This is a genomic window from Bythopirellula polymerisocia, from assembly GCF_007860015.1.
Classification (GTDB): domain Bacteria; phylum Planctomycetota; class Planctomycetia; order Pirellulales; family Lacipirellulaceae; genus Bythopirellula; species Bythopirellula polymerisocia.
Map to the genome: position 1 here is coordinate 838,270 of NZ_SJPS01000001.1, position 21,152 is coordinate 859,421.

13 protein-coding genes are annotated in these 21,152 nt (G+C 53.1%); 6 read left to right on the forward strand and 7 right to left on the reverse strand.

Going from position 1 to position 21,152, the window contains the following annotated elements:
* Positions 1-6: 6 nt before the first annotated feature.
* Positions 7-2,253: a penicillin acylase family protein gene (locus tag Pla144_RS03335; RefSeq protein WP_197530356.1), complete on the reverse strand. Its 2,247-nt coding sequence runs from the start codon at positions 2,251-2,253 to the stop codon at positions 7-9.
* 61 nt (positions 2,254-2,314) lie between these two features.
* Entirely contained in the window at positions 2,315-2,797 is a 483-nt protein-coding gene (locus Pla144_RS03340) for a GNAT family N-acetyltransferase (RefSeq protein WP_146447883.1), read from the reverse strand.
* A 2,561-nt stretch (positions 2,798-5,358) separates the two neighbouring features.
* Here Pla144_RS03340 and Pla144_RS03345 point away from each other — a divergent pair.
* Positions 5,359-6,408, forward strand: a complete 1,050-nt coding sequence (locus Pla144_RS03345; RefSeq protein WP_146447884.1) for a linear amide C-N hydrolase — start codon at positions 5,359-5,361, stop codon at positions 6,406-6,408.
* Positions 6,409-6,766: 358 nt separating this feature from the next.
* Here the strand turns inward: Pla144_RS03345 and Pla144_RS03350 are convergent, their stop codons facing one another.
* The 5 genes from Pla144_RS03350 to Pla144_RS03370 form a co-directional block, all read right to left on the reverse strand.
* Entirely contained in the window at positions 6,767-7,033 is a 267-nt protein-coding gene (locus tag Pla144_RS03350) for a hypothetical protein (protein WP_197530357.1), read from the reverse strand.
* 880 nt (positions 7,034-7,913) lie between these two features.
* On the reverse strand, positions 7,914-8,135 hold the full coding sequence (locus tag Pla144_RS03355) for a hypothetical protein (protein WP_146447886.1): 222 nt from the start codon (positions 8,133-8,135) through the stop codon (positions 7,914-7,916).
* A 597-nt stretch (positions 8,136-8,732) separates the two neighbouring features.
* Positions 8,733-9,251, reverse strand: a complete 519-nt coding sequence (locus tag Pla144_RS03360) for a peptidase MA family metallohydrolase (protein ID WP_146447887.1) — start codon at positions 9,249-9,251, stop codon at positions 8,733-8,735.
* Between the two features lie 1,067 nt (positions 9,252-10,318).
* Positions 10,319-11,704 (reverse strand): FAD-binding oxidoreductase, encoded by a 1,386-nt coding sequence (locus Pla144_RS03365; protein ID WP_146447888.1) that lies wholly within the window; start codon positions 11,702-11,704, stop codon positions 10,319-10,321.
* Positions 11,705-11,828: 124 nt separating this feature from the next.
* Positions 11,829-13,187 (reverse strand): serine/threonine-protein kinase, encoded by a 1,359-nt coding sequence (locus tag Pla144_RS03370; protein ID WP_146447889.1) that lies wholly within the window; start codon positions 13,185-13,187, stop codon positions 11,829-11,831.
* Positions 13,188-13,353: 166 nt separating this feature from the next.
* On the opposite strand from Pla144_RS03370, the gene Pla144_RS03375 reads away from it, so the two are divergent.
* The 5 genes from Pla144_RS03375 to Pla144_RS03395 all read left to right on the forward strand — a co-directional run bounded on the left by Pla144_RS03375 (position 13,354) and on the right by Pla144_RS03395 (position 20,924).
* Complete coding sequence (locus tag Pla144_RS03375; protein ID WP_146447890.1) at positions 13,354-13,638, forward strand: antibiotic biosynthesis monooxygenase family protein; 285 nt, start codon at positions 13,354-13,356, stop codon at positions 13,636-13,638.
* Between the two features lie 304 nt (positions 13,639-13,942).
* Positions 13,943-14,728, forward strand: coding sequence for a response regulator (locus Pla144_RS03380; protein ID WP_146447891.1), 786 nt, complete (start codon positions 13,943-13,945; stop codon positions 14,726-14,728).
* A 95-nt stretch (positions 14,729-14,823) separates the two neighbouring features.
* The gene (locus Pla144_RS03385) at positions 14,824-16,416 is read left to right on the forward strand and encodes an ATP-binding response regulator (protein ID WP_146447892.1); all 1,593 of its coding nucleotides are present in this window, start codon (positions 14,824-14,826) and stop codon (positions 16,414-16,416) included.
* 41 nt (positions 16,417-16,457) lie between these two features.
* Positions 16,458-17,378, forward strand: a complete 921-nt coding sequence (locus Pla144_RS03390) for a hypothetical protein (RefSeq protein ID WP_146447893.1) — start codon at positions 16,458-16,460, stop codon at positions 17,376-17,378.
* A gap of 99 nt (positions 17,379-17,477) precedes the next feature.
* On the forward strand, positions 17,478-20,924 hold the full coding sequence (locus tag Pla144_RS03395; RefSeq protein WP_146447894.1) for a beta strand repeat-containing protein: 3,447 nt from the start codon (positions 17,478-17,480) through the stop codon (positions 20,922-20,924).
* The last annotated feature ends 228 nt before the right edge of the window (positions 20,925-21,152 follow it).

Genomic DNA, 21,152 nt, shown 5'->3' on the forward strand with positions numbered 1-21,152 from the left:
TCAATTCTATTCGCTCCCTGGGTGATAACTTCTCACGGCGGCTTTTCGGACTTGCTGTTTGGTAAATAGCTCGGGTTTCATCTGTTGCGTGGAGAGTAGCTTCGCCTGATCAAAGTAGTGCAGTGAAGCGGGGTCGCCGCTGGTACCAAAGGGGACGAGGCTTGTGCCTTTGACACCTTCGGGCGAAAAGTCCCAGGCTGCCAGGTACGATGTTCCGACGATTCCGTAGCGTTTGCGTTGAGAGATGACCCAGGGGATCTCCAGGCTGGGGGTGTAGTACTGCGTAAAAATAACTCCCATCGGCCCGTGGCCTCCGAGCGAAGTGAGGCTCGGCGCTGAATCGGTGAAACGAACGTCGGTGAGGTCGCCGATTCGTGGAGGGCGTTGGCTGCGATAGAGATCACCGTAGGGTACTTGCCAAGTTCCGTGCAGACTCTGCAAGCGGTCGGCTGCGCGGACCAGTGCTTCGAGTTGTTTCTCGGGCTTGCCAACGTAGATCCTGCGGAGTTCTTCGCCGGGATAGGTGAAGCCATAGAGTTGTTCGTACCACTCATGGCAGAGCGTGGCGGCAGTCGAGTCCGCCGTGATCCGTGCATCCCAAGCCAAGAGGTTTTCGAGATAGGGCCGAATTCGTTTCGCAAGCTGCGGGTTCTCATGGGCCAAATCTTCCAGTTGCAATGCGTACTTAGGAAGTTCATGGCGAGCCCAGTAGACCTCGGTATCAAACGCGGCCTGCTGCCAATCTTCGAACGTGACGTCGCTCATGCCTCGCAGAAGTTCCAGTGAACGCAGCGACCTGAGGGTGCGGCGGTCGGCATCGCCAACCATGTAGGCGGGAATGCTCTCGCGGTCTGGATTCTGGCCGTCGGTGACTTCGAAAGGGGTCGAGTTGCAGTTCTGCAAGAACCCGGCTCCCGGATTGAGCACCTGGGGCAATTCATCCAGGCCGTGGTTGCCGAGCCATTCGGTGGCCGGGTTGCTTCCCTCCACTGGCTGCGACCAGTCGAAGCGTGGATTGCGACGTGGCACTCGGCCCGTGTAGACAAACCAGGTATTGCCATCGCAGTCGGCATAGAGCACGTTCATATACAGCACCTGCAACGACCCCAAAGCACTACGGAAATCAGCCAGATTGCGAGACTTAATCATGCGTAGCGACTGCCGCAGGGGGACGACTTCAAACAGCCCTGCAATCTGAGCGGAGAGCATTGTTTTCCCTCCATTGGGGAGTTCTTCCTCCTCTGTCACAATCGGCCCGTGATGCGTCTTGCGAAACGTAAACTGTCGCGATTCCCAGCCGTGCGATTTGCGCACACGGATCGTGTCTTGCCATTCTTCGGCCTGTCGCCAGCCGCCGTCGTATTCGTAGGCGAGAGGGTTCTCGGGATCGGAGAAACGTATCCGCCAGGTGTCGGCGATATCGGGTTGATTGGTGACCAGTGTCCAGCCGAGCCGATCATTGTGACCCATCGCCAATACAGGACTCCCATAGAAGCCGGCACCGGTAAAATTCCAAGGCTCTCCGCCTCCCGTTCCATCACACATGAGATGGGCTTCGAGCATCTGGGCGAAACCGAACCACGGCATGTGGGGATTGGCCAACAGCAGAGGGTTTCCCGACTTCGTGCGACTGCCGCTCAAGACCCAGCCATTCGAGCCTGTCGCCGCCCAGATCTGCGGATTGCGGCGAGGCATGTAGTCGTCGTTCAAGCCGGTGAAGCGGAAGGTCAACTCCAGTGCGATGTGCCGATAGTAGGCTAACACGTGCCAGGGTTCGAAATGCCGAATCAGTCGTGGCTGCACTTCGGGGTGCTGGGCAAGATAGTGATTGATCCCCGCGACGAAGGCTGCATACAACCGTTGCGAAAGCGCATCGAGTGCTGCGAAGTCCCGCTGGCTGGAACGGACGATCTCGAAGCCGCGATTCAACAGATCCGAATTGATACCCTTCGGACCGACGACCTCGGAGTAACGACCGAGGGCGAGAATGTAGGAGTCTTCAAGCTGCCAAAAGTAGTCTTCTGCTTGGGCATAGCCGTAACCGAAGATGACGCTTTCATCCGTTGCACCGATTATATGCGGAACGCCAAACTGGTCGCGGTGGATGGTGACCTCAGCGGCAAGTGCGTCGGGATCGAGGTTTAGTGAGGCAGTTTCCTTTGCTCTCGCTGTAACTATTAGAGTGAACCACAGTCCCACGAGTAAGACTCGGCTGAGTCGACAAAGGAGAAATGTAGCGGTTGATTGCGGCATAGGTGGGGAACCATTCATAGCTGAGCTGAGGTTCCATCTTACCCACAGTCATAACTGATTGCTAACTGCCCGCGAGTGCCTCAAGCTCATTGCCGACGATGCGGTAGCGAATCCACTCACCCTGCGGTTTCGCTCCAAGGGAATCGTAGAACTCGATTGCAGGCGTGTTCCAATCGAGCACCGACCACTCGAACCGGCCCCCGCCACGCTGGACTGTGATGCGGGCAACTTCAGCGAGCAATTGTTTGCCAACTCCCCGACCTCGGAAGGCAGGTCGCACATAAACGTCTTCCAGATAAATCCCCTCCTTTGCGAGGAAGGTAGAATATGTGGTGAAAAACAAGGCAAAGCCAACAGGCTGATCGTCCAATTCAGCAATCAAGACTTCACTCGCCGAATTGGGAGAGAATATCGATTCCCGCAACGAGTCCGGCGTCGCCACCACTTCATGGGAAAGTTTCTCATACTCCGCCAATTCGGAGATCAGCGTGTAGATAAGTTCGGCATCCCCTGCGACGCCGGGGCGGATGTGGAGTTTGTGCATGCTCGGATCAATCACTTATTGTAACTTGTTAGAAGCGGCCCGCGACTCACACGAATGGACGCGAAGATAAATTCATTCGTAGCTCAACTTGGTCATGTTGGTCAACTTGGTGGGTAGGGAAAAGCTGTTAGCGGTTAGCCGTTAGTGGTTAGCCGGAATTATTTTAGCTGAATCCCGAAGTCTGTCTGGTAACCAACCGAATGTGGGCGTCCGCCTCTCTGGGTTTTTGTCTTTTTATCAGCCACCTTTCGCAAAAACTCCTGGCTGATTTTCTCATTGGCAGGGAAAAACTCGGTGAATCTGATCCCGGGCGGGGGAGTTTTTTCTCCAATCCGGATTTTTTATTAAATAACTACCCTCATTTTGCGCGACTCGTCTGCAGAATTGATCGAGAATTACAGTGCCAAACCGTGACCGGCTCGCGCACAATGAAGGTAATTAACGTAAACAAAATACTCAGAGTGAAATCTGAGTCCGCCAAGCATGCTGAAAACTTCCGTATTTTCAGGTGCTTGGATAACAGCCTGCACTCTGAGTAGTTTGAAAATTTGTTTTGCGTGCGATTCCAAATTATCAATGAGCTGGCATGGTCTGCCGTGGAGAATTGCAAAGTCGAAAACTTAGCCAATCTAAAAAAATGGCCACAGAGAACCCAGCGAAGCTACAAGCCGCAACCACAATTATTCTGAACATGAGGAAACGGAGGCAACAGAGATAAATAATAGGCATGAATAAAGGAACAATCATCCTCGCTTATCTTCGCCTTTATAATTCGCGTCAGTTGGGGAAAATTATTAGGCCAACCTTTTTTTTGCTCTCCGTTTTCTTTGTGACCTCTTGTTCAATTAATTTGCGTAAGTTACGAAGATTTGTATCGTTAGTAGCACAGAGCACAGAAAACAAGGAATTCTCTGTGCTTTCGGTGTCCTCTGTGGCTATGCTATCTTTGGGTTTTCTGGCTTTGCGGTTTTCAGACAGGGTCTGCCGTGGAACCATTATCGCGAATCGGGTGGCACATTTTCTACAAGAAAGTTGGGGGGAGTTGCGAGCCGTGAGAAATGGGTGATTGATGATTGGCTCGCGTGCGCTACGCTGCCGAATCGTTACAAACCACTAACCACTTCTTCCCACTTCTTCGCAGATCCTCGGCGACACCGTGTCTGTGAGAGAAGAACATGGACCTTCCGGAGCAGGCGACCGTCGAGGGACTGCGAGTTGCGCAGAACCCATCAATCCTCGCTCGCTTCTGCGAATCGTAGCGGGGGTTTTGTCGCAGTCATTTCGTAGAAAACTTTTTTTCCCAAAACAAAACCCCCTCCATTTCTGCGAGCCCGAGTCGCTTCAACTCATTGGCAGGCAACGTCTTACCTAGCAGTCGGTTGTTGATGTTATTAGGAGTTTTGTAAAACAAAACTCGACTCTCCCGCGACAAAAATCCCTGTGCTTCGCGTCCTCGAAGTGCTGACGACAACCGACGGATCCGTAGCCGCGTCGCTGGTCTTGGGGCAACAATAATTCCATTTGATTTTCAAGGAACTTGCCTAGCGGTGGGCAAGATCCATTGTATTAAACAGGGTGGCACAATTTCTAGTAAAAAGGGGTGAGTGGCGAGAGGGGGGAAGCTGCAAGTCGGAACGAGTAACCTAGCGCGGCACCTTGCCGCAATCAAAATCCATGGAACAGGAGGTAACCAAGCTAACAGTGAGAATGAAAGCAATGAAGAAAGGAACACCTTATCTTCGCCAATCTTCACTAATTTGGATTAGCGCTGATTAGTGTAGATTATTGTTCCACGCTACTTTCTTATACCTCCGTTTTCTCTGCAATCTCATGTTCAATATATTTATGCAAGCTGAGAAGATTTGTATCGTTTGGAATACGCGTTCCGGCAATTCATGACGGAATGGAAGACTCTCGCAGAGACGCAAAGGCGGAGGAAATGGGGCTGGGAGTCGGGGCTGGGATTCGGGGGCTGGGAGTCAGGGAAAAGCTACGTGCCCCGACGCGATGGAAGAGTACGATAGGGCACGTCTTCTCCCTGGGTGTCGGTCCCCATCGCCTGAGTTGATTCAAGAGGTTGCATAGCATTGTTCCATCAAGAGTTTGCGTGGTCTTACGGGCATGGTTGCCAATACTACAGCCTGCCACCCAACGGTCAAGAATAAGACTTTCGACTACTTAGAATTCTTTCGGCAAGGCTCCTGTAAGTAGCGGCGGGCGATAAAACCGTTCCTGTAAGAGTCTGTCAAGTTAGAAAAGAAAAAGCGGTTTCCTTCCAGGTTGCTGCGTACAACTAGTGGTTTGCATATCTTGAACCTAGCGGCACGCGGTGTTCGCAGCCCGGCGGGCTGGCCCACCGGCCCCTTGAGCGCAAGGAACGGGGCCTATCACGCAGGAAATGGCTTGAAAATAGAGCAACCAGCCGATAAGGTCATACGGTTACGACGATGGACCGTCTAAGCGTTAGACCGCACATTTGCCCGCCCTTCGCAGGTGATAAACGGAAACTTCTTTAACTAGGCTAGGAGTCGATAACTTAGCTTTTCGAAAGTGGGCCGACTATGTACCGAATCCATTTCGCGTCGTTCGTTTTTATTCTTGGCAGCGTGTTTATAGCTTCGCCGTTAGAGGCCTGTTCCCGCGTGCTGTGGAATGACAACGGTCATGCCGTGCTGGTTGGCAGGAACATGGATTGGTTCGAAGACATCCAGAGCAACATTTGGTTTCTCCCTCGGGGCATGGAGCGCAGCGGGCTGACGGCGATCAACCCGCTTACATGGATCAGCAAGTACGGGAGCGTCGTGATCACCGCGTACGACGCAGGCACCGCAGACGGGATCAACGAGAAGGGCCTGGCGGTGCACATGCTTTACCTGCCCGAGACATCGGTTGGCGAACGCGACGAGAGCGTGCCGGGCCTGAGTATCACCATGTGGCCGCAGTATTATCTAGACAACTTCGCCACTGTGAAGGAAGCGGTCGAGGAGATGGAGAATGAGCCTTTCCAGTTGCGGATGGCAAGCCACGAGGGCAGCGGCAAGGCCGCGACGATCCATCTGGCAATGGATGATCCGTCCGGCGACTCGGTAGTCTTTGAATGCATCAACGGTGAGATCAAGGTGTACCACAGCCGCGAGCACACGGTGATGACCAACCAGCCGACATTCGACAAACAATTGGAGAACCTGCGGCAGTACCGAGGATTTGGCGGAGATCAAAAGTTGCCCGGCACTCACGAACCGGGTGACCGCTTTGCCCGCGGGGCCTACTACGTGCAGCACTTGCCGAAGCCGAAATCGGATCGGGAGGCGGTGGCCGCATTGATGAGCGTGATGCGCAACGTGTCGGCCCCGTTCGGCATCGCCGACCCTGAGCGTCCGAACGTCTCGACCACGATCTGGCGTACGGTGACGGACCTGTCCAACCGCGTCCTCTATTACGATTCGGTATTTAGTGGGCAGGTGTTCTGGATCGACGTGAAGAAGATCAATTTCGACGAGGATCAACCGGTCCGCAAACTCACGGTCATTGACAACTTCGACTTGATGGGCGAGGTGTCGGATGAGGGGGAAGAGGCCGAGATGTTTGAGTTTATTGGGCCGCAAGAATAAGAGGCGGCCTAACAACCGGAAGCAGTTGAACGGCGACTCCCATGGAAAGAAAAAGAGTTCAGAACTATTTTCCGTGTTTTGTCACTTTCTTCGGCCTACCGCGCATTCGAATTGACAAATCGAGGTCCAGTTTCTTGGCCAGCCTCTTGACACAAGCTTCGTTCCCTTTAGGAAGTCCCGTCCTATTCGAGGAACTATTTGATTGGGTAGTGCCTTCTCAAGAGGTGCCCTGAGTTGCTCGGCCCACTTCCACTGGCGAGTCTTTCCGTAAGGCGACAATTCTTCATGGGTGATCAACCGGTCCACTAACGGATCTTATTGCCCGAGGCCATGCACAAGATAACTCTACCAAGGATACTCACCCACTTGGGAAACCAATTTCGCTCTCAGGACCGACATGCTCTTTGGCCTCTGGTAAATTCACCTGGTCCAAGTGCCGTTGACGATCTCGTGCATCGCCAAGAAGCAACTCTCCCCTGAAGGAGAACTCTGGATGGCTGTCGGAGTCCTTACGCGGCAACAAAATAGAATGCGGCACAAAAAGCAATCCTGTTTCAAATGCCGATGGCAACGTGTTGACGGCAAAGCTTGGAAAAAACTTAGCCTCCAATGTCTTTCCATACAATCGCAAATAGCTATTTGCAACCCTGGCTAATGCCTGAAGGACTTTAGAAATAGTAAGCGTCCCTGGACCGGAACAACCGATCCAGGGACGCCGAAGCCATTCACCACAGCGAGATGCTGTGTGCCGCTAGTGGTTGAACTTTCTTGGATTAGTCTTCTCTAGCAAGTAGGCAGGGGTTGGTGAAGACTGGTTAGAACGATACCTCATCCTTGGTGCCGAGTAGCTATTACTGCTATTCATCTGTGGCTCGTAAGAATAGCTTCGGTTGGACTGCTTGGAATTCTGTGCAGTGGCCGGCTCATCGGACTTTGTTGGGTTGCAACCGCAAGGACTTTGCACGTCTTTTTCCTGCGCGGGATCGTAGGAGTAGCTGCGCGACTCGCTCGGTGTTTGGGCTACTTCCGCTGGTGTCGATTCCGACTGGACAACCACTGGCGCGGAAGCTCGGTAGGAACGAGACCGCATCACCATTTGACTCGAGCTCTTCGACGGCTGATTCCAGGCCTTGTAGTTGTAGTCCGCAAAATCAGCCCTCAAGCTAGCACTGGAAATCAGTCCAATAAATAAAGCTAAAAACATCTGTGACTTAAACGAATTACTCATCGTATTCCGCCTTTCAAAAAAAGTGACAGTAAATGGCAACCCTGAGAGCGTTGCCGGAAAACATTCTTTTAAGAACAGTTGCTTAAGATCTCCGACAAAACAAAGTGTCGAAAGATCGAACAGACTACCACCAGAGAGCACTCCACACTTGTGGTGTGACTAATGCTCAGCAGTCACCCGGCTACCATGAATTCCGAATTATGGGGAATTCAAAATTGACCGAGCAGTCCGCGTCAATTTGGCGCAGCGTGCAAGAAGTGCGCTGCGCTGGAGAGATTCAGATGACCAAGCGTCGAAAAACAATGACGCAGTCCACAGGTTGAGGACCCGAATCGAGATCGGCAAAGTGAGTTGTCTTCTTCCAAGGTACCGAACTCGGCGTAAGAAAAGATAACCAAGCAGTTGCAGCTTCGATTTCCTCTTCTTCTAGCTGGGAATCGCTTGAAATAGCAGGCACCATGACAACAGCAATCGTGTTAGTGCAGCTATGGGAATCCATATCTTCTTGATTCCCTGGGTGGGTGCTATTTCCCAAGGCATTGCGAAAGCTTGTCTCTGTTGTCTTGCAGCAAAAGGACGCCAAATGCTTGCTTTTGCTACAGCTACTTTTGCAGGTACATGCTGCTTTACTTAAGTCCCGCGAGTTGCAGCATTGACATTGGCAAACCGCTTCAAAGTTCACAGTGCAGCCACAGCCAACAACATAATTGCAATTGAGCAGTGCAAGCGGCATCATTGCCCAGACGACAAGTGTCGGAAAACGACTACGAACAACTCGCGATATCCTGCGAACATTCATGAAACATCAACCAGATATGAAACGGAGGCGAACAACCTGATAGAATTATAGGATGCAATACCATCCCATCCGTTCTGCAACTACGAATTTGTATGTTATTCGTTCGTCTGGGAGGAGCCCTATAAGTGAATTAGACCAATGATTTCGCCTAAGACAATCCCAGTTAGCAGCCTGTTGTAAGCTTTAAGCGATATTTCCGATTAAATTCTCGCGCGCCAGCTAAAGACAACCCGATCGGGGGGGTTCAAGATTGGACCGTTACTAAAAGCTGTTGTTGGAGAACAGCTAAAAAGCGTTTCAGCCACCTGTGCTAGGATCAAGACGATCACGTTTTAGAGACGACCGCCATTGACGATCTAATTCCCCAGTGTTCGCGATCTCATAGCACTGCTGTAAGGCAGAATCATAGCCGCGGTTACTGGCCTCTTCCATAAACTCTAAAAATCGATGGGGACCATTCTTTTTGACAAGATATTCTGCCAAAGATACGCTTTGTCCATAAAATACCCCGAAGCGATCTGGTGGGGGATAAGCTTCCATCGTCATGATGGCAATTGCCGGAAATGTAGTGCTATTGTCAATCGCTGCGTAGAGATCCTGCCGGTGACGACATAATTTGGTAGCAGAGTCAGCAAGAGTAGCTACTCCCTCGTCGGCCCAGCGCGGCAAGGATTTAGCTTTGAACCGTTCTTTCAGCACGATATGCGTTAGTTCATGGGGTAAAGCCGCAGACAGAAACTCCGTGTTCGCGTCTAATAAATCAATCCGCCGAGAAGTTATTACGTTGCCTTCGACGTTGACAAGCGATGAGCCCACCGTTCGCTCACTTCCCAGCCCAACCGCGGCTACGTAACTTCGCTGAGTCTCATGGAGAACAATTAGGCACCGGGGATTCCAAGGCTGGGATTCAACCCTAGCAAGCCACTTCTTACTAAGGGCATTCTTTAACGCTTCTGCATGCCGAGCAAGATGCTGAGCCCTCTTCTGCGAGTGATCGCAACAAATCCTAAAGTTGGTCGTCTCGACGAAGAAGAACCTCCCGTGAGAATAACTTCGCTCCACGACCGGAAGATTTGGGCAGTTGCACTCCCTGCCACAAGTACTCTGCGCCTGGACCAATGAATTCCCCGCAGAGAGAACGAGGATTGCAAAGAGAATCCTGAGAATTAGACCGACTTTCGGCTGCATTATTAATTTCCGCCTGGAACACGATTGCAAGGAGTTGAGAATCGCTCTTTGCAAGCTGCGTGCCGTGCGGATGGCAGCCTATCGGTTTCGTCTCCGTGATCAAGCCTTAAGCCTATACTTCAATAGGAGTTACAAATTACAGAGATACTTGCTCGCATTCCAACTTTTGGTCGTTGGTAGATGCCATTTGCCCGGCTTGCAGGCAATGGATGCCCTTGCCGTCAGCAGTGATATTAAGAGCAAGGAGTAGTTATTACTTCCCAAATCTTCCCCTACTCTCTAAAGAATTGAAAATGATCGAAACTGCTACGAATTTTGCGTAGCTCCTCCTCGCTCAGCGTTTCGTATATCGCTGATTCCAATTGGGAAGAGCCGGAATCGAACGAAATGAAGGCGGTCTCGAAAGCAGTTCGGGAAAACGATACCGGCGATACAACGAACCGTTGTACAGATTCACTGTGATGCGATCCAGATATACACAGTGGCTTATGTTCTTTTATTCAGAACCCAAACTGAAAGAAAAAGAGGTCCGTGAAGCGGTTCCACTCATGGCCCGGGACACTCCCTCCTTAAACAGCTAAAGGTTCTCGGCTCAGCTGCTAGCCGCCCGTGGAAGCAGGCTCTCAACCGGCAGGTCTAATGTCCATCGCGGGCGCTGCCGGTCAACCGCAGCCGGTGGCTTGGCGATTGCCTCTTCAGGCCGGTTTGATGTTGTGGTTCATGCGGAAAAGATTCGATGGATCGTATTTCTTCTTGATCTCCACCAGCCGGTTGTAGGTGGACCCGTAGGCAGACGCGATGCGGTCGGTTTCATCCTCGGTAAGGAAGTTGATGTACGCACCGTTGCCGGCAAACGGCTTAGTCTTTGCAAAGAATTCCTGCGCCCAGGCGATGCAACGTTCGTCGTCAGCGGCGGATTCCCAACGGCCATGCACGTTGAGCACGTACTTGGCGTCCCGGCTCGAATACGCCATCGCCTCTGGCGCGATGCGGTTTGTCTGACCACCAATCGCGGCAATGAAGATCTCGCAATGCGGCGACGGCATCGTGCCGGCGTACTCGATCAGGGCATCGATCGCGCCCTCGCTCAGTTGGTCGAAGTTGTGCGACTTCCAGTAATTGCGCGACCCCGGCGTGAGGAGCGGGTCGAAGGCTTGCTGCCACGCGGCAAAAGGCATCACGCCAATGTGTTCGCCAAGTGGTGTGGCGAATTTGCGGATCGGTGAAATGAGTTCCTCGCCCACGGCGGGGTCGCCCAAATAGCAAAGCGGCAGCACGACGACCTGTTCTCCGTGAACGTTTTCCGGGAGGAATGGCAGCGGCGGCGCCTTTCGAGTAACCATCCAGACGCTGAGTTCCTCAGGTGCTGTTTCGGTGAAACGAGCAAACTGAGTGATCACGGATTTAGCCTGATCAAAAGGAAAGACAAACATGCCGCTCAGCAGTTCCGGTCCCACCGGATGGAGTTGGAATTCGAACCGGGTGACTACGCCGAAATTCCCTCCTCCACCACGCAACCCCCAGAAAAGATCCGCGTTTTCCGTTTCACTTGCACGCACTTCCCGACCATCTGCCAGGACGACGTCCGCCGCTGTTAGGTTGTCCACCGTCATACCGAGTTTTCGGCTCAGCCAGCCGAAGCCGCCGCCGAGCGTCAGGCCCGCCACGCCCGTGGTCGAATTAATGCCCAGCGGCGTAGCGAGGCCATGTGCCAGCGCCGGACCATCAAACTCAGCAAGGGTGCAGCCGGGCTCAACCGTCGCCCGGCGGTTCTCCGTGTCAATCTCGACACTCTTCATCAGCGATAGATCGATCATCATCCCGCCATCGCAGATCGCATTGCCCGCGATATTGTGACCGCCCCCACGAACGGAGACGAGCTGGTCTTGATCGCGCGCGAAATTGACAGCCTGAACAATGTCTTGCGGAGTCGAACAGCGGGCAATCAGCGACGGCTGGCGATCGATCATCGCATTCCAGATCTGACGCACCTCGTGGTAGTCCGCGTGGTCGGGAAGGACCAACTGACCATGGAAGTGAGCTTTGAACTCGTCTATATCGACTCTTTGCAGTTGCTTCATGGCTTACTCCATTTCTGATCGCCTCTGAATCGTTCGGATAGCGGGTTGACCCTCCCAGATCAAGCTTTCAACCCGGGGACGCTATTTTCCATAACGAGCATCGCCGGTCAATCGTAGCCGCTGGTTACCCCCGCTGCCGAAGCCACCGCAAAGTCGCTTCCCAGAGTGTTGGTGCGTATGCCGAGACCGGTTCACCGGCCAGCCAGCGTTCGATATCCTCCGCCAACGCGGCCGCAGATGGATATCGGCCTCCGCGATCGGGAGACATTGCCTTGATGCAAATCGCTTCTAGCGGCGCTGGAAGCCAAGGGCAATGCTCCCGCGGTCTGGCAAAAGATTGCTCCTTGATTTTTTGGATCACGCCGCTCACGGAGTTTTCTTCGTGAGGTAGTCGACCTGTCAGCACTTGATAGAGCGTCACTCCCAGGCTATAGATGTCCGTTTGTGGGCTAAGGTCATCCGTCTGGCCGGCGGCCTGCTCGGGGCTCATGTAAGCTGGGGTGCCAATTGGGGTACCCTTCAAGGTGGGAGATAATCCCTCGCAGGCAGAAGCGATTTCCTGATACACGACCTGTTCGCCACCACCGAGCACCTTGGCCAACCCCCAATCGACCACCAACGTCTCGCCATATTTGCCGAGCATGATGTTCCCTGGCTTGAGATCTCGGTGCAGAATGCCGCGACTATGGGCGTAGTCCATCGTGTGACAAACATCGACGATGCGACCCACGAGTTTCCTCAATTCCAAGATACGTTGACCACGAGTAGAATCTTGCACAGAAAACTTATCATGGAAACGCCTCACGACTTCTTGCAGACTTTCCCCTTCAATAAAACGCATCGCGTAGTAGGGCCGACCCGAAGCATCAAAGCCCAAAGCGTACACGGGCACAATCCCAGGATGCTCCAGCCGCCCCGTGACCTGGGCCTCGAGCAGGAACCGAGACCGAGCGGCAACATCGTCGGCATAGCGGGTCTTGATCTGTTTCAAAGCGACCATGCGACCGAGTTGTTGATCTTGGGCAATAGAGACTTCGCCCAATCCTCCTTCGGCGTAAGAGCTGACAACATTAAAACGTTCGTCGTTTTTGCCACCGACGATAGGGGCTGGGAGGGCTGAAGTACGATCGAGCTCACTGTCAGTGTCGGAGTACTCACTACTATCTTCAGTAGAAGCTCCGTGTGGGTTGAGCAAACTTCCTCTGAACGGGGGTGGTACGGTTTGCCACATTGAAGCGGTTTCTAGTCCACAAGCGGCTAGCCGCGCGGCAACCTGTTCGGCAAGTTCACGATGCTGGGCCTCGGTGAGAATCCCGTGCTCCCGCAACAGCGGCATGAGAGATGTGGTCGGGGTCTCGATCCAGTCCTGCAATACGTCAATGAGTGAATGAAGACCGACCAACTTGCTTTCCATGGCTATCAGGCAAACAACCAGATCGTGCTGTCGGTCGGACATGGACATAGACAAGCTTGGATCGAGCATTATTCAGAAGTCCGTTGAGACGCTCCGCAACTATTCCAGAATAACCGCTTTCGGCATTAAATGGTAGCTGGAGAGTTGGGTTGCGGCCTTCGGTGGGTTGCGAGGAAGGGCTTCGCAGCCTAAGATGTGATCTTATTCACTGCTGCTACTTGGGAGCCTCCGCACAATGATCACCGTCGGAATGAACTATCACGTTATTGAAGGAAAGCAGGCAGATTTTGAAGAAAAATTTGCTGGCGTCATTGGTGCCCTTAATGCAGCCGAAGGACATACTCAGTCGACACTTTGGAAGGACGTCAGCGACCAGGCATCGTATCTAATCACCAGTGAGTGGTCAGATGAAAAGGCATTTCAGACTTTTATTCAGAGTGACGCTTTCCGATCCGTTACGAATTGGGGGAAAGAACAAATCCTCTCGGGCAGGCCGCAACATAAAATCTACAAGAACTAAACATCTCGCTGTTCTTCGCGGTTAACCACCTTGTTGCAGCAACAGACTGCTAGCATCTTGCACCAAAGATTCTGAGCTATTCTAGGTGGAGCAATCCCGGTAAAATTGCACTTCTGACTGCCAGGCACCAAGGAATGGATCTCCTTTTCAGCTGTTCAAGAAGAACTGCCGCCGGGCGTTGGTGGATTAGCGAGTGGACGGGGTAAGGTGCCTTCGTCGACAGTCGTGTCGCAATGTGAACGCGATGCGCGCTGCATAGTGTCGTGCCCGCTGCGCTCAAGTTTCTAGATAAGGAGATCCGGTTATGCTTGTATTGTCACGAGGACCCCAAGACAAAATTGTTTTTCCCAACCTCGGCATCACGGTCGAGATCCTGCGTGTCGATGGCCATCGCGTGCGGGTGGGCGTGGATGCACCCAAAGACATTCGCATTTTGCGTCATGAATTGACCGACACTCTCAATGGCGAATTGCAGAGCGAAGCCAAGCTCAAAGCGGATTCGGCAAGAATCCACGATTTTCGAAATCGGCTCAATAGTGCACAACTTTCGCTGAGCTTGATGGAGAAGCAACTTGATCGAGGAATGCATGAAGATGCGTTAGCTTCGCTGCACACAGCAATCCACGAAATCGACTTACTCGACGGCAACGCTGCCGTATCCTGCAAGAATGGTTCTGCTGAAGAAGCCGAAGCGCGGGCAAACCCTGTACCCCGTGCATTGCTAGTAGAAGACGATTCCAATGAGTGCGAGCTGCTGGCAGGTTATCTGCGAATGAGTGGCTACGAAGTTGAAACCGCTCAGGACGGATTGCAGGCTATGGTGCAACTTGCCAGGCGAGATCGGCCCGATGTGGTTCTTCTAGACATGCACATGCCCCGCATGGATGGACCAAAAACGGTCAAATCGATCCGTTTGAATCCTGACTATCGTGGGGTTAAGGTGTTCGCTGTAACAGGCTCCCAACCGGAAGAAATGGATGTGGAGATAGGCCCTCGCGGAGTGGATCGCTGGTTCCTCAAACCGATCCGGCCACAAGAATTGGTCGATTCGCTGAACGATGAACTTCTTTGTGCAGCAAAAGTCCATTGACAATTGCTGTGTAGACTTGTTTTTCTCATCACAGGTTTGTGGATTCCTTCGCCTAACCTGATTTTGAATCGTTCATAGCAACATGGGGGGCAATTATGGAAAGTCGGTGCCGTGTGTGTCTGACAAGATACGGTTTCGCCGTACTGGCAACGTTAGCGGCAACATGGGCCCGCGAATCGTTAGACTATCTGCTGGATGATCGGATGCCATTTGGCCTCTATTTTCTCTCGGTGATGCTCACTGTCTGGGTAGCAGGTGTTGGTCCCGCAATCCTTTCACTCTTCTTTGGCGTCTTCGCGGCCGCGAAGTGGGTCATCGATCCACCTTATAGCTTTCTTGTTACGAACCACGCGGATCAACTGGCACTGGTCATCTATGCGGTTGTAGGAAGTGCTGCAATCGCGATTTATTGGCGTTCCGACAGCCGCCAAATCGCCGTCAATCTACAGTCTGCAGCCAATGCCGAGTTAACTGAGCGACTCCGGGCAGCAGACCGCAAAAAAGATAATTGGCTGGCACTCTTGGCCCACGAATTGCGAAATCCCCTGGCCCCAATTCGCTCTGGGATCGATCTCTTGGATCGTGAAACGCTGAAGTCCGAACAAGTGCGCGAAATTCGCCTGACGATGCGTCGCCAAACCGAGCAGCTCTTGCGGATTGTAGAAGATTTGCTCGATGTCTCTCGATACTCACGAGGTCAACTTCGCCTGGAATGCAAGCCGGTCGATCTGCGTGACATTGTCAAACAAGCGATCGAGATGGTTGCACCCTCGATCGATGAACAAAAGCATGATCTGAAATTTGTACGTTGCTGCCAACCCTTGGTTGTCAATGGAGACTCGACTCGACTGATCCAAGTCGTTTCGAATTTACTTTCCAACGCAGCCAAATACACACCGCGCGGTGGTCGGATTCAAATCCTTTTGGATGGCGATTCTGAATCCGCAAAGGTGTGCATCATCGACAATGGGATTGGGATCGCCAAGGAAATGCAAGAAAGTGTTTTTGATCTTTTTGCCCAAGCAGAATCTCCACGAAACCGCGACCGCCAGGGCCTGGGGATTGGTCTAGCGCTAGTAAAGTCACTCGTCAAAATGCATGATGGTCTCGTAACTCTGGCTAGCGATGGCCCGGGAAAAGGGAGTCAATTCTGCGTCTCTCTACCCAGGCAACCTGCTGAGACATTAATCGAAGTCGAACCTGCTCAGCTCACACACCAATTATCCGATTCTGATTCTTTGGAAGGTTCGACTATATTGCTCATCGATGACAATCAAGAGGCGGTCCATACCCTGGAAGCCCTGCTGTCGCTGGATGGTTGCCGGACCTATGCCGCTTACGATGGACCAGCGGGACTGGAAGCGATGACAGTCGTGCAACCCGATTTCATATTGCTCGACATCGGCATGCCTGGGATGGATGGTTACGAAGTCGTGCGGAGAATTCGCAAGGAAGCCTCCTTGCCGCGACCCATCGTTGTTGCCATTTCGGGATGGGGAAGCGATGAAGATCGCCAGCGCGCATTGGAAGCAGGCTTCGATGACCATTTAGCCAAACCCGTCGACTATGCAGAACTCATGGCGCTACTGCTAGATAAAGCTCGTACGCGAGATGAAGCGAAAGCAGCTCCTGAAAGACGCAAGCCGATTCCAATAATTGCGGGGTCGGGAAGAACCAAGGCGAAGTAAATTACAAGCTGTCGCTGGATTACGCGGGTAGGAAATTTGTGATGAGACGAAGGGATTCTATTCACCCCGCAACTGGAGCGGTGGTGATGCTGATAGCTTGGATCACTCTTACCCCTTGCTTCGGCCAGTCGGTCGTACTAGAGTCCGCCCAATTGGGTACCACGGGTCGCATCGGTGGGACGACCATCACTAGCAGCCAATTCGTCGGCTGGCGATTTGAAACAAGTGTTCCCGTGGCTGTCGAGCAAGTGGGGGGGCACATGCTGGTGATTCCAGATCTACAGGGAGATATTTTCGCGTCGCTGGTAAGGCTATCATCTATCGACACTTTTCCCGCAGGATCGCCTTTTAATGGGGTGGAAGTCATGGCAACTACGACCTTCCGCCCAAACTTTCCCAGCGATGAATTCCTAACACCGCTGATAGCAACATTGATTCCCGGCAGTTATGCGTTGGTGTTTGGGTCGGGAATGTTTGGGGCAACGGGAGGAGCAGCCTTGCACAATGGGCCCGACCAAGTCGATATTCCCCCGACGAATTCTTCCTCCTATATATTTTGGGGCGTTGCGTCCCCCGGACAACCACCTCTATGGAGGACGAATTTAGCCTCAAACATGCGTTTTGTAGTCACGGGCCAAGAGACGGCATTCACCGCCGATTTTGAAGGAGATGGAGACGTGGACGGCGCTGATCGCGCGATCTGGCAAGGGGCTTATGGTATGAATAACCTAGGCGATGCCGACGGAGATGGCGACTCCGATGGCGCAGACTTTCTTGCCTGGCAACGGCAATTCACGGGCTCTGGTGCTGCTATGGGTTCACAATTGCCCCACCTTCGAGAGACCCCAGTCAGTACCGTCTTGCCCGAACCGGGGGCATTCACACTGTTTGCCACGTTCGCAATTGCTTTCGCAGCAAGACGTTGCGCAAAGTGTAGCGTTCTTCTGAGTAGCCAGATATAATCGCAGTTGCCTGCTCAAGCTTCCCTTACCGCATTCGCGACTGTATTCCGCAGCAGTCTGGGAAACTTTCATCACTAGTTTGTTGGGAGGGGAGTCGCGATGGGTGTTTCTTTTCGGGGCGTTCTGCGCCAAACATTGCTCTCGGTTTCTTTGTTGTTTTCTATTCAGGTATTTACGCACGCAGCTACTCGAACTTGGATCGGTGGCAATGTCGACTGGGTTGACAACGGCAGTACAGCCAACTGGAACCCAGCCGACGAACCTGACTCGGACGACGAAGCGATCTTTAACACGGCAAACTCTGTTAACCTCGGCTCGAACAACTCCATATTGGCACTCACGATGTCGGGCGGCATCGATCTCTTCACCAACGGTAATGACCTGACCGTCGATGGTCTGGTGCAGCTAACAGGCGGCGGGACAAACTTGTTTATCGGCGATAGCAGCTCCGAACTAAACGCCGATGATGTAACCATTAACTCCGGTGGCACCGTGGAACTTACGGGAGGAACGCTCATACTTGATGAAGAGTCCGGTACGTCACTCTTAGACATTAATACGGGAGGTACTCTCTCGGGTCATGGCACGATTACTTTTGCAGATACACCTATCCTCGCAACTACTCTCTTGACGAACGACGGTACTTTGACAGCCCTCTCTCGCGGACTTTTCATTTTCGATCCCCCCCCAGTTGGCACCTTACAAATCAACGACTCCAGCCTAGGAGGACGCATTGACCTCGACGGCTCTGGAACGGCAGGCATTGTAAACGTAAATCGCAATCAGACACTCGATCTCAATGTGCCACTGTCAGACACCTTCAGCGGTACTATGAACCTGTTCCAGAATTCAACGTTCGATTCGGTGGCCGCGTGGACGCTCGATGCAGGGGCGCTCAACGCGAACAACGGCGCCACTGGCGGCATACCAGCCGTACCGGCCGGCAAGTCGACCATCGCCGGCGGCAACTTCACACAGACCGGTGGCACCCTCAACGTCGTCGATGATGATGGGGTTTTGCAGTTCGACAGCGTCTATAGTATGAGCGGTGGAACCCTCGTCAACAATGGCCTGTTGATCTTCAATAACACTGCCACGATCTCCGCGCTAGCCAACATCACGATGCCCACCACGTCCTCGAGTATTTCGGTGGAGGCAGGTCGCACGGTGACCATCTCCAATAACAACTTCGACCTCGATGGAAGTAATGCGTTGACCAATGCAATCACGGTTAACGACGGCGCATTGCTGCAAATTGGGACTACCGATTACGACCCCGACGCCGTGACCAATCGCTACGACGGCACAATCAACCTCAACGGTGGCGACTTGCTACTCAGCATCACAGACCCCGAATTCGTGATGGACGGCATCCTCAACATGAGTCGCGTCAATTCCGAAATTCCCAGCTATAGCGGTGTCGCGATCGACATTGGCAACGATGTCGGCATACTGGACGCCGAACTCAACATCAGCGGCATCGGCATATCGCAGATTGGGGCCCAGATTGACTTCAATTCCGATGCCAAAGTGAATGTCGCATTTGGCGCAGTCTTGCAGTTTGTCACCAGTACGACCGTGAATTTCGATACTGTTAACGGTGTCAACAACGCCAGTTTCTCCGGCGCAGGCACGATGCAATTTAACGGCACCGTCAATGTAAACGAGGCGGTCACACTTAACATGGTCGGCGGCGAGGTCGACCTCGACGGTAACGATCTGACTGGTGAAGTCATCAACATCGATGCACCATTGGTCATCAATGTGGCAACGTTTGGAAACTTCGGACGTCTCAACAGCGGCGGGGGAATTAACACGCTTGATATCAACGCCCGTACCGCGGGCACAACGGGAAAGCTGACTGTCAACCTCGACAATCCTGCAAACAAGTGGGCACTCAATTCTCAAGGTGTGATGAATCTCTCAGCACCTAATGGCGGTGCGACAATGCTTGACGGCAGCGAAGTTGACCTCAACGGGACAGTGAATGCGCTAGGCGGTGCAGGTGTCAGCGCCCGAGTCAATATTGAGGGCACAATTAACATCGCCGCGGCAAGTTCTTTTACCCTACAAGGAGGGAATTTTGCCAATGTGAATCGACTCTCGGGGGGAACAATCAACGGTCCCGGCTCGCTCAGCGCGTCGTCCGGCCATGAGCTGCAGGGTTTTGGCGTCATCAATGCGAAAATCGAATTCAGCGGCGCGGCCAGCCTCCGCGCAGACGATGGCACGCTAATGATCAATGGCACGATCTTAGACGTCGATACGCTTGGCACAGTCGACGCCGACGGTATCCTCAATGTCGCCAACCCCTGGTTTTCAAACGTCGCCGACCATGTCGTCCTCAAGGACGGCGAACTTAAAGGGGGAACAATAACCAATAATAACAGCTTTGGCATCACAGGCCACGGACTCCTTTCGTCCCGAGTGATCAACAGATCAAAGATCGTCGCGACCGACGGGACGCTCGTCGTCGAGACCGCTGCGAACGACAATGACTGGGACGGGGATTTCAATTCGGGCGACCTGGCCGCTACCGGCGGCAGCACTTTGGAGGTGCGCGATAATATGACGTTCGACTTCACGGGCAATGTAACTGCAACGGGCGGTAGCCGCGTCTTCTCCAACGGTTTCGCCCTGGACTTCAATTCTGGCTCGACGCTCCAGCTTCAAGGCTCGAGTTACGAATCGACGAACTCGACCGACATCGGCGGAATACTAACGACGCTGGTCGGCGGCACCGAATCTAAACTTAAGGTAGCGGTGAACAACTTTCTCACGTTCCAACCGACTAGCGTCACAACCTTGGGGCAGAACCTGCGTCTCGAAAACAACAACATCCGCATCAATGCCGGCGCCACTTTCAGCGGTGCCGGAGCGATCATCATCACGGACAGTAGCCATTTGATTCCCGACAATTCCGCGAACATCAACGCCTTGCTTGTCAACGAAGGTACGATTCGTGTCGCGGGATTCGATGTGGTCGGGGCCGCCACGGTGAAAGACTACCAACAAATGCAGTCCGGTGAATTGTTCGTTGAACTCACGGGCACACTACTCAACCAGTTCGACCGCTTGGCTGTCACGGGTCAGGCGCTGCTCGATGGCTATCTCAACATCGATATCGACGGACCCTTCGTACCCGCGCTGGGTAACACCTTCAACATTCTAACTGCCTCGTCGGGAGTGTTTGGCACATTCAACCAAGTCGACATCTCGGGCATGCCTGCCGGGCTCACCTTTCATCTCAACTATCTTGCAAACGCGGTACAGTTGCAGGTGGTAAGCACGCCCTTCTTCTCGGCTGACTTTGATCACGACGGTGACGTGGATGCCACCGACCTCACCATCTGGAAAGGGGCCTACGGTCTCAACCAACTCGGCGATGCCGATGGAGATAATGACTCCGATGGACACGACTTCCTCTTGTGGCAACGACAATTCGGCAGTGCTCCCCTCGTGGCGGCGGCGACGGCCGTCCCGGAACCGGGGGCGATTCTATTGATGCTTGCGGGAGTGTTGCTTGCAGGTGTTCGCAGATTCTAGCCAATCCAAGGCATTCTTCGAAAGTAATTGGCTCGTGGAGTAAAATTATTGACACCCCTCATTGGCCGCTGGATAATGAGGCCGCTCATGGCCTCCTTCGCCTGCGTGAGCGACACGTGAATCGCTTGCGGAAGGACTGGGTGAGTGAGAGGGCGATTTTCTTTGTTGTCCTAGTAATCTGAAATGTTACGGCTCTCTGCCGCAGCAAGTTACTCTCTAAACCCTTGG

Excerpts from the sequence above, each read along its gene's own strand:
- Pla144_RS03335 (WP_197530356.1), bottom strand. The coding sequence starts at position 2,253 with ATGCCGCAATCAACCGCTACATTTCTCCTTTGTCGACTCAGCCGAGTC.
- Pla144_RS03340 (WP_146447883.1), bottom strand. The coding sequence starts at position 2,797 with ATGCACAAACTCCACATCCGCCCCGGCGTCGCAGGGGATGCCGAACTT.
- Pla144_RS03345 (WP_146447884.1), top strand. The coding sequence starts at position 5,359 with ATGTACCGAATCCATTTCGCGTCGTTCGTTTTTATTCTTGGCAGCGTG.
- Pla144_RS03355 (WP_146447886.1), bottom strand. The coding sequence starts at position 8,135 with ATGGATTCCCATAGCTGCACTAACACGATTGCTGTTGTCATGGTGCCT.
- Pla144_RS03365 (WP_146447888.1), bottom strand. The coding sequence starts at position 11,704 with ATGAAGCAACTGCAAAGAGTCGATATAGACGAGTTCAAAGCTCACTTC.
- Pla144_RS03370 (WP_146447889.1), bottom strand. The coding sequence starts at position 13,187 with ATGCTCGATCCAAGCTTGTCTATGTCCATGTCCGACCGACAGCACGAT.
- Pla144_RS03375 (WP_146447890.1), top strand. The coding sequence starts at position 13,354 with ATGATCACCGTCGGAATGAACTATCACGTTATTGAAGGAAAGCAGGCA.
- Pla144_RS03380 (WP_146447891.1), top strand. The coding sequence starts at position 13,943 with ATGCTTGTATTGTCACGAGGACCCCAAGACAAAATTGTTTTTCCCAAC.
- Pla144_RS03385 (WP_146447892.1), top strand. The coding sequence starts at position 14,824 with ATGGAAAGTCGGTGCCGTGTGTGTCTGACAAGATACGGTTTCGCCGTA.
- Pla144_RS03390 (WP_146447893.1), top strand. The coding sequence starts at position 16,458 with ATGAGACGAAGGGATTCTATTCACCCCGCAACTGGAGCGGTGGTGATG.
- Pla144_RS03395 (WP_146447894.1), top strand. The coding sequence starts at position 17,478 with ATGGGTGTTTCTTTTCGGGGCGTTCTGCGCCAAACATTGCTCTCGGTT.